Below are 723 nucleotides of genomic sequence, written 5' to 3' on the forward strand. Positions count from 1 at the left end.
CAAGTACATCAGCTAGCCAGTCAGCATCAACCAGTGCGAGCCAATCAGCCAGCACATCAGCAAGCCAAAGTGCTTCAACAAGTGCGAGCCAATCAGCAAGTACATCGGCTAGCCAGTCAGCATCGACCAGTGCGAGCCAATCAGCCAGCACGTCGGCTAGCCAGTCAGCTTCAACCAGCGCAAGTCAATCAGCAAGCACATCGGCTTCTGAGTCAGCGTCAACCAGTGCAAGCCAATCAGCAAGCACGTCGGCTAGCCAATCAGCAAGCACGTCAGCTAGCCAGTCAGCTTCAACAAGCGCAAGTCAATCAGCAAGCACATCAGCTAGCCAGTCAGCATCAACCAGTGCGAGCCAATCAGCAAGCACATCAGCTAGCCAGTCAGCGTCAACCAGTGCAAGTCAATCAGCAAGCACATCAGCTAGCCAGTCAGCATCGACCAGTGCGAGCCAATCAGCAAGCACGTCAGCAAGCCAAAGTGCTTCAACAAGCGCCAGTCAATCAGCAAGCACAAGTGCATCTGAATCAGCGTCAACCAGTGCGAGCCAATCAGCAAGCACGTCGGCTAGCCAATCAGCAAGCACGTCAGCTAGCCAGTCAGCGTCAACCAGTGCGAGTCAATCAGCAAGCACATCGGCTTCTGAGTCAGCGTCAACCAGTGCAAGCCAATCAGCAAGCACGTCGGCTAGCCAGTCAGCATCGACAAGTGCGAGCCAATCAGCAA

1 pseudogene is annotated in these 723 nt (G+C 54.5%); it reads left to right on the plus strand.

From position 1 onward, the window contains the following. Positions 1-723 (plus strand): annotated as a pseudogene (locus QM877_RS10195) (hypothetical protein); the annotation flags it as partial.

It is taken from the genome of Streptococcus infantis, assembly GCF_047463655.1.
GTDB classification, from domain to species: domain Bacteria; phylum Bacillota; class Bacilli; order Lactobacillales; family Streptococcaceae; genus Streptococcus; species Streptococcus infantis_Z.